8 protein-coding genes are annotated in these 7725 nt (G+C 44.2%); 3 read left to right on the forward strand and 5 right to left on the reverse strand.

All coding sequences use genetic code 11. The features are described 5' to 3' along the window. Positions 1-273 precede the first annotated feature (273 nt). The 5 genes from O9324_RS16535 to O9324_RS16560 form a co-directional block, all read right to left on the reverse strand. Positions 274-603 (reverse strand): hypothetical protein, encoded by a 330-nt coding sequence (locus tag O9324_RS16535; RefSeq protein ID WP_002769011.1) that lies wholly within the window; start codon positions 601-603, stop codon positions 274-276. 436 nt (positions 604-1039) lie between these two features. Continuing rightward, positions 1040-2326, reverse strand: coding sequence for a glutamyl-tRNA reductase (locus tag O9324_RS16540; RefSeq protein WP_288140752.1), 1287 nt, complete (start codon positions 2324-2326; stop codon positions 1040-1042). A 184-nt stretch (positions 2327-2510) separates the two neighbouring features. Next, on the reverse strand, positions 2511-3548 hold the full coding sequence (gene glpX / locus O9324_RS16545; RefSeq protein ID WP_002748655.1) for a class II fructose-bisphosphatase: 1038 nt from the start codon (positions 3546-3548) through the stop codon (positions 2511-2513). Positions 3549-3678: 130 nt separating this feature from the next. Next, a complete protein-coding gene (locus tag O9324_RS16550; RefSeq protein WP_288140753.1) occupies positions 3679-4176 on the reverse strand; it encodes a VOC family protein in 498 nt (165 codons plus the stop codon). 338 nt (positions 4177-4514) lie between these two features. Next, positions 4515-5030 carry a TIGR02652 family protein gene (locus O9324_RS16560; protein WP_288140754.1) on the reverse strand — a complete coding sequence of 172 codons (516 nt, stop codon included), beginning with the start codon at positions 5028-5030 and terminating at the stop codon, positions 4515-4517. Between the two features lie 108 nt (positions 5031-5138). Between O9324_RS16560 and O9324_RS16565 the strand changes: the two genes are divergently transcribed. The 3 genes from O9324_RS16565 to O9324_RS16575 all read left to right on the forward strand — a co-directional run bounded on the left by O9324_RS16565 (position 5139) and on the right by O9324_RS16575 (position 7447). Then, complete coding sequence (locus O9324_RS16565) at positions 5139-5690, forward strand: gamma carbonic anhydrase family protein (protein WP_002786047.1); 552 nt, start codon at positions 5139-5141, stop codon at positions 5688-5690. A gap of 65 nt (positions 5691-5755) precedes the next feature. Then, a complete protein-coding gene (locus O9324_RS16570) occupies positions 5756-5875 on the forward strand; it encodes a photosystem II protein Y (RefSeq protein ID WP_002747397.1) in 120 nt (39 codons plus the stop codon). Positions 5876-6112: 237 nt separating this feature from the next. Continuing rightward, on the forward strand, positions 6113-7447 hold the full coding sequence (locus O9324_RS16575) for an FAD-binding oxidoreductase (RefSeq protein WP_288140755.1): 1335 nt from the start codon (positions 6113-6115) through the stop codon (positions 7445-7447). Positions 7448-7725 lie beyond the last annotated feature (278 nt).

Here is a 7725-nt window from a genome sequence, read left to right on the forward strand (position 1 = left end):
CGCCTGTAAACAAGCCTGATAGAATGAAGGTAACATTTTAAAATTTTGAGTGGTTGTCCTAACCACTCTATTTCTTTAGGGGGTCGTTTGGCTAGACCCCCCGCTCTATCTAGCTTGTAGCCCCTCTGTCACCCCTTGAAGTCGCTAAGTATAGAAAAAGGCACCAGAAAATAAAAAACAAAACAGGAATAGAACGAGCCGGGAAAATCCCCACCCAATGAATCCAAGGATGTTTATTGTCAACAAACCTTGCTTTAAAAGTAGAAATATTTCCTAAATACTTATCCTGCTTAAGGATGCGTTTTTTTCTGACTTAAGTTGATTCATCGCTTTGATAGCCGCATAAAGCGAAGCTCCAATAATACATGATGTCATAATTCCTAGCATTGGTAAAGATATAGATAGAAACCCAAGTCGATAATTATTATTACCAGAAACTGCAAATGCTGCCATTAAAAAAGACTGGGAAGTGACATACCAGTTCATTCGATTTGCAATCAGATTGTGTTCACGATGGATCTCTTGGTCGATTAATCCGTAATACTCAATCGATTTGAGATTTTCCTCGTCATTCCACCATTTTTCTTGCTCTTGATTACCCATTAATTCATCTCCCCATATAGCTTGTTGAATTGAACTAAATCACCATCTTAAGTAGGTGTTTGGAATTAAATATAAAGATGGATCTCCTTGAAGGATTTGCTGCGACTCAATTTCCTAGAAAATTAGTTGCCCCATATTTTTCCAGTTAAATTGAATCAACAACGATTATCGAACCATTTAATTAGCACATGGCATAAAAGCAAGCTGTGACTGGGTTCTAATTCTTGGAGATGTCCATTAATTATACCGCTCCCTGCTGTCAACTCCGGCACTCATGGACAGTCTTAACGAGTAATTTAGAGAGTCAACAGCTTAGTGGTCTGTCAATCTTGAAATCGTGGATAGGGAAATACTGCCAAATTATTCGCCCCCAATCCCTCAAAATCATCTTAACAGACCAATAGAATCGCCCTTAATTTTTGTCAATTGTCGGACTCTAACTATATTCCTCCCCGACACTGAGATTAAAGAGCATTTGCAGGGATTGTAAACAGCGCTTACGCGCTTCGATATCCTGTTGGGCCCGCAGTTGTACCATGGGTTCGTGAAGGATTTTATTAACGATACCGCGGGTCATTGCTTCGATAACTTCTTGGTGTTTTTCGGCGAATTCCGTCCCCAAACGGGAGAGGGCCTTTTCTAATTCCTGTTCGCGAATATCTTCAATTTTGCTTCTTAAACAGCTAATTGTCGGGACAGTGTCCAAAGAACGCCACCAAAGCTCGAAAGCTTCTACTTCCTGCTCTAGGAGTGCCTCTGCTTCCCTGGCCATCTGACGGCGACTTTCCTGATTGGCGGCAACCACCGCTTTGAGATCATCGACGTTGAAAGCTTGCACTTGGGCCAATTCCTTTACGTCGGTGTGGACGTTGCGGGGAACAGAAATATCGATTAACATCAGCGATGTAGCAGTAATCGTCACTTCTGTCAATAAATTTTTAGTTAAAATTGGTTCCGTGGCTCCCGTACTGGTGAAGACGATATCCGATGCCGCTACGATCGCCATCATCTCTTCTAAGCCATATAGTTGCAGCGGTAGGTGAGGAAATTCACGGGCCAACTCCTCGGCCCGTCTTTGGGAGCGATTGACGATCGCAATTTGCTGAGAACCCTTAGCCAGAAGATGAGTAACTAATAATCGGGACATTTTCCCTGCCCCGATAATAGCGATTTTTTTGCTGCTGAGGTCTGTCACCTTAGCATGGGCTAACTCCACCGCCGCCGAACTGATCGATACGGCTCCCGTGCCGATGCTGGTTTCCGTGCGGACGCGTTTACCGGCAGTCATCGCTTGTTTAAACAGGCGATCGAGTAATTGGCTAATAGTATTGTACTTTTGAGCTAATTTATGGGTATTTTTAACTTGAGCGAGAATTTGCCCTTCCCCGAGGACAAGACTTTCTAAACCGGCGGATACCCGGAGCAGATGACGGACAGCATCCTGATGCAGTAGGGTAAACAGATAACGACGCAGGACATTAAGGGGAATATGTCCGATTTCAGCGAGAAACTGGGTAATTTCCACCACGCCCTTTTCCGTATCCGTAACCACGGCGTAGATCTCCAAACGGTTACAGGTGCTGATAATAGCCACCTCTTGGATGTGGGGATAACCCTTGAGGTGGGTAAGAGCGGACTCGATTTTCGCTTCCGGGATACTCAATTTTTCGCGAATTTCCACAGGGGCTGTCTTGTGACTCAAGCCCACTACAGCAATATTCATTTATGTTCTCCTACAAATGTTGCTCAGGCTACAAAAATTATTGATAAAGATCAGTGCGTTATGTCTCTAATTGTTGCAATTTAGTCCCAATCGGGATGCAAATAAAAGATGTTTGAAAAAAAACTTTATATATTTTTACCAATGGGGGCGAGGTGAGCCATACCCACCCCACCGGGTCAGAGAATTATCTCAGTTGAATGTATTTGGGTTGGTCGAACAGGTGAACGGTATCGACAAAGCGAGCGGTTTTCGATTGGGTGGAGATAACCAAGCTTTGGGTACGAGCGCCACCGTGGAAGAAGCGTACCCCTTCCATCAGGGTGCCGGGGGTGATCCCACAGGCGGCAAAGAGGACGGTTTCGCCACTGGCTAATTCTTCGCAACCGTAAACGCGATCGGGATTGGTGATCCCCATTTCTTGCAGACGAGCGATATTACCCTCGCGACTTTCACCGATTAAACCGGTTTTGACCACTTCGGGATCATAGATTAATTGTCCCTGGAAGTGACCCCCCAGACAACGCATAGCCGCCGCCGAGATTACCCCTTCCGGAGCGGCACCGATACCCATGAGAGCATGAATATTAGTTCCCGAAAAAGCGCAGGAAATAGCGGCCGATACGTCACCATCGCTGATCAGACGAACTCTGGCCCCAGCGTTGCGGATTTCTTGGATTAATTCCTTGTGACGGGGACGATCCATAACTACTACCACCAGTTCTTCGATCGAACGATTGAGACAATCGGAAAGAACTTTCAGGTTTTCCGTCGCCGATTTATTAATATCCACATGACCTTTAGCTGCTGGGGGAGCCGCTAATTTTTTCATATAAAAGTCAGGGGCAGCGAATAATCCGCCTTTTTCGGAGATCGCTAACACGGCCATAGAACCATTTTGACCGTAGGCAACCAAGTTAGTGCCTTCGCAGGGATCGACGGCGATATCGATTTCGACTAATTCGTCGGGATTACAGTATTGTTTGGCATCAACTTGGGTACAGATACCCACTTCTTCGCCAATATAGAGCATGGGAGCTTCGTCTCTTTCCCCTTCTCCGATAACGATGCGACCGCGCATATGGATTTTATTCATCCGTTCGCGCATCGCTTCCACAGCGACGTGATCGGCGATATTTTTTTCGCCTTTACCCATCCACTTCGAGGAGGCAATGGCAGCCTGTTCGACCACTTCGATAATTTCTAACCCTAGCGTACTTTCCACTCGATGATCCTCCCTACAGCTGATCTATGATTTATCTAGTGAGTTTGTTTCCTTAACAGTCAAAAGTCTATCACCAGACGGGGATCATTCTTAAGTTTTTATGCAGATCAGCTGGAGGAGACTGGTATAGCTAGGTAGTTTTTGCTGGCACTGTCGCCTCCATCTCAGTTATGGAGAGCTTGAGTGCTGATTTCGGCGTTAAACTACGGATAAATTCCAGGGGTAAACCGTCTGTATCGGCAATAAAGGTGACTTCATAGACATGATCGCCGATCATCTGTTGTTGAGGTGGCAAAAGAATGTTTAAAGGTTGATATAGATCGGCATCCTCTTGATGAGCTTGCTGAAAGTTATTTGTTAATTTTTCTAACCATTCTGGTAAATTGCTGACATTTTCTGTTAGGTCAAAAGACAAATGATAATAACCGACATAATGCTGATCACCAAAGGCATCGGGTGCAGGTTTCGGTTGGGGAATTTGGATTAATTCGATGCGTCCGTTTAACCCGGTTAGCCAACAGGCCAAAGTATAACCCGTGGTGAATCTTTCCTCTAGGGTAAAACCGAGAAGTTGATAAAAAGCGATCGCCCGATGGATATTAGCCGTCCGAATAGAAGCATGGTGCATTTTCAGTGATCAGTAATCAGTGATCAGTAATCAGTAATCAGTCAGAATTCGGGGTTGATAAGCAATCCTTCATCGCTCTGCCTCCCGATTCAGTTTTGAGGTTATCAGTTTATGTTTCTTCGTTACTTGGTATGATTCGATCTGGTGGTATAAATCGACTAAATACTTATCTGGCAAGAGACTTAATTGATTACCAAAAACCGCATCAATGTCTTTCTCTATAATGGTTTCATCCCTTATCACCTCCTCCATTGCCTAACAATTCCCGAAGAGCCGAGTTTATTAAGTGAGATTATTCACTGATAACTGATAACTGATAACTGATAACTGATAAATGATTAATCAAAAAGACGAAAATAGGGATAACGTTTGGGAACCCCCGGTTCTTTTTCCAGATCAAAGTTAATTACATCCCAACAGGCTTCATCGGGGGCATCGGGACTAAATTCTACTGGTAAACCGTAGAGACGGGGAATAATGGCTTCACCCGGTTCATTACCGCGCCAAGTAGTGTTACGTTCTAGGTAGGAACTAACTAAATCGCGATAACGGTTGGCAATAATCACTTTAGTCGCTTTAAATCCTTGAGTATAGAGGCGATCGAGTGCTTCGTGAATCTCAAAACGAATACCATCCGGGTGAGTGTGTTGACGATACCACTCACCATTCCAGAGTCGCCAATGTCGTCCTGACTGCAAGTGAACCAACTCACCCGTTTTGGGATCGGCTTCAAAAGCCCCATGGCGCGGACACAAATAGGTATCCGTCAAAGTGAGGGCGGGGATTAGCTGCCGACAATGAGGACAATGGATATCGGGGCCAAAAACAGGGTATTGTAAACTTGCATTGATCATGGAAGAACCTAAACTAAAAATTGCTATCTTTGTACCAATAATCCTATATATATTATACCCAACCAAATTGGACGGGTATTCTCTCCCGACTTTAGTGCAGATCCTCCCATGTCTTTAGATAACTTAAGATCAACTTCTAATTTCTGGCCGCTTGTCGATGTCAGTCAAGCTGCTTTTATTGCCCCTAATGCCACGGTAATGGGCGATATTTCCCTAGCTGTGGGGGTGAGTGTTTGGTATGGGGCGGTATTGCGCGCCGACGTGGAACGCATCGAAATTGGGGCTTATACTAATATCCAAGATGGGGCGATCCTACACGGAGATCCAGGCAAAATTACTATCCTTGAGGATTACGTTACCATCGGACATCGGGCGGTAATTCACGCAGCCCATATTGAACGCGGTTGTTTAATCGGCATTGGGGCAGTGATTCTCGATGGTGTGCGTGTCGGGGCGGGTAGTATTGTCGGGGCGGGTAGTATTGTGACAAAAGATATACCACCGCGATCTTTAGTGGTGGGTATTCCCGCTAAACGCGTCCGGGAAGTGTCGCCACAGGAGGCTCAAGAGTTGATCGAACACGCCGAGCGCTATGCTAAACTTGCCCTCGTTCATGGGGGAAAAGGTACTGATACTGGATTCCCAAAAGGGGCGGTTTAGGGTATAAATATAAAATGAGAATCAAGTAACAATCTTTTAAGCACTGACCGAGGAGAAGGAAATCTATGGACTGGAGAGTGTTAATCGTTTTAACCCCTTTGCTTATTGCTGGTGGCTGGGCTGTCTTCAATATCGGTGCTGCCGCTATTAGACAAGCTCAACAGTTTCTCAGCAAACAAAGTTAATAAAAGTTTATAATTCTTAGTAAAACCGACCGCCTAGGCGATCGGTTTTTAATTTTTCCTTATCTGGCGATCGCTGATGGGGGTGTGGGGTGTGGGGTGTGGGGTGTGGGGTGTGGGGAGAATAAATAAAAATAATCTCCTGAATCCTGAATCCTGAATCCTGAATCCTGAATCCTGTCTCCTGTCTCCTGACTCCTAACCTCACCAATACACTTTTTCAGCAAACCCTACCTAACCATGAAATCTAACTATCAAAATCTCATCCAAGAATTGGCTCATCTAGAAATTATCACCGATCCGGGGCAAGTGGCGAAACTTTCCTTGGACTATTATCATTTTAGTCCCATTTTAGAGGCACAACTGCAAGATAAACGGGCTGATTTAGTCATTCGTCCCCACAATAGCCAAGAAGTTATTGACATCGCTAAAACCTGCGTTAAATACCAAATTCCTTTAACAGTTAGAGGTGCGGGTACAGGTAATTATGGTCAATGTGTTCCCTTGCAGGGCGGAGTAATTTTAGACACAACCAAACTAACAAAAATTATCTCGATCGAACCGGGGACAGCGCGAGTAGAAGCGGGGGTAAAAATGGCATTTTTTGATAAACAAGCTCGCGCAATTGGTTGGGAATTAAGAATGGCTCCCTCTACCTATCGGACGGCGACAATTGGCGGTTTTATCGGGGGTGGCAGTGTGGGCATGGGTTCAATTAATTATGGACAATTGAAGGATAGGGGCAATCTGCAAGCAGTGCAGTTAGTCACCCTAGAAACAGAACCAAAAATTATCGAACTACGGGGGGATGAGGTAGAAAAAGTCAATCATGCCTACGGAACAAATGGTATTATTACCGAGTTAGAAATAGCCCTCGCTCCCTGTTATCCTTGGGCGGAATTTATCGTTACTTTTGCCGATTTTATCACCGCCGCTAAATTTGGTCAAGCTATCAGTGATAGTGATGGCATCGTTAAGAAAATGGTTAGCGTTCACTCTTGGCCAATTCCTGCTTATTTTATCGCTCTTAAGGATTATTTACCCACAGGAAAAGCAGCAGTTTTGTTAATAGTATCGAACAGCGATCGAGTGGCATTAGAGTCTTTAATTCAAGAATATAAGGGTGAACTTACTTACTATAAAACGCCAGAAGAAACCCAAAAAGGCAACAGTATCTTAGAATTTACTTGGAATCATACCACTCTCCACGCGCGTAGTTGTAACCCCAAGATAACTTATCTACAAGCTTTTTATTTTAATCTAGCCACGGTAGAGAAACTCTATAATTATTTTGGTGAGGAAATCATGATGCACCTAGAATTTTTGAAATTTCAAGGTAAAGTTATTCCCGCCGGTCTTCCCTTGCTAGAATTTACCACAGAAACTCGATTAAATGAGATTATTGCTATCTATGAACAACAGGGGGCAGCCATTGCCAATCCTCACACTTATATCATGGAAGATGGCGGCAGCAGACAGATTAATCCACTGCAATTAGAATTTAAAAAACTCGTCGATCCCTACGGATTGAACAATCCGGGTAAAATGCGAGCATGGGTTGAAGCAAGGGGGTAGGGATTCGATTCAGGCTAAATTAAACAAGATAGTTCACCGCAGCTCTCTTGGATTTGGTGGGTAAAATGTATTCTAAGATATAATCCTCCTAGAGAGGGGGTGGACGAACCACAAAGACACAAAGGACACAAAGATCGATCCTGACAGGGGGACAAGCAAGCTGAAAAGCTTATGTAGCATGGAATACAGACACAGACTCCAAAAAAAGATAAGTCATATTTACTATATATGACCTAAATAACGAAAATGATAAGTGAACTATACCGGAAAGTCTTAGA

This window comes from Microcystis sp. LE19-84.1B, assembly GCF_027531875.1.
GTDB classification, from domain to species: Bacteria; Cyanobacteriota; Cyanobacteriia; order Cyanobacteriales; family Microcystaceae; genus Microcystis; species Microcystis panniformis.

Excerpts from the sequence above, each read along its gene's own strand:
- O9324_RS16535 (WP_002769011.1), bottom strand. The coding sequence starts at position 603 with ATGGGTAATCAAGAGCAAGAAAAATGGTGGAATGACGAGGAAAATCTC.
- O9324_RS16570 (WP_002747397.1), top strand. The coding sequence starts at position 5,756 with ATGGACTGGAGAGTGTTAATCGTTTTAACCCCTTTGCTTATTGCTGGT.
- O9324_RS16560 (WP_288140754.1), bottom strand. The coding sequence starts at position 5,030 with ATGATCAATGCAAGTTTACAATACCCTGTTTTTGGCCCCGATATCCAT.
- O9324_RS16575 (WP_288140755.1), top strand. The coding sequence starts at position 6,113 with ATGAAATCTAACTATCAAAATCTCATCCAAGAATTGGCTCATCTAGAA.
- O9324_RS16550 (WP_288140753.1), bottom strand. The coding sequence starts at position 4,176 with ATGCACCATGCTTCTATTCGGACGGCTAATATCCATCGGGCGATCGCT.
- O9324_RS16565 (WP_002786047.1), top strand. The coding sequence starts at position 5,139 with ATGTCTTTAGATAACTTAAGATCAACTTCTAATTTCTGGCCGCTTGTC.
- O9324_RS16540 (WP_288140752.1), bottom strand. The coding sequence starts at position 2,326 with ATGAATATTGCTGTAGTGGGCTTGAGTCACAAGACAGCCCCTGTGGAA.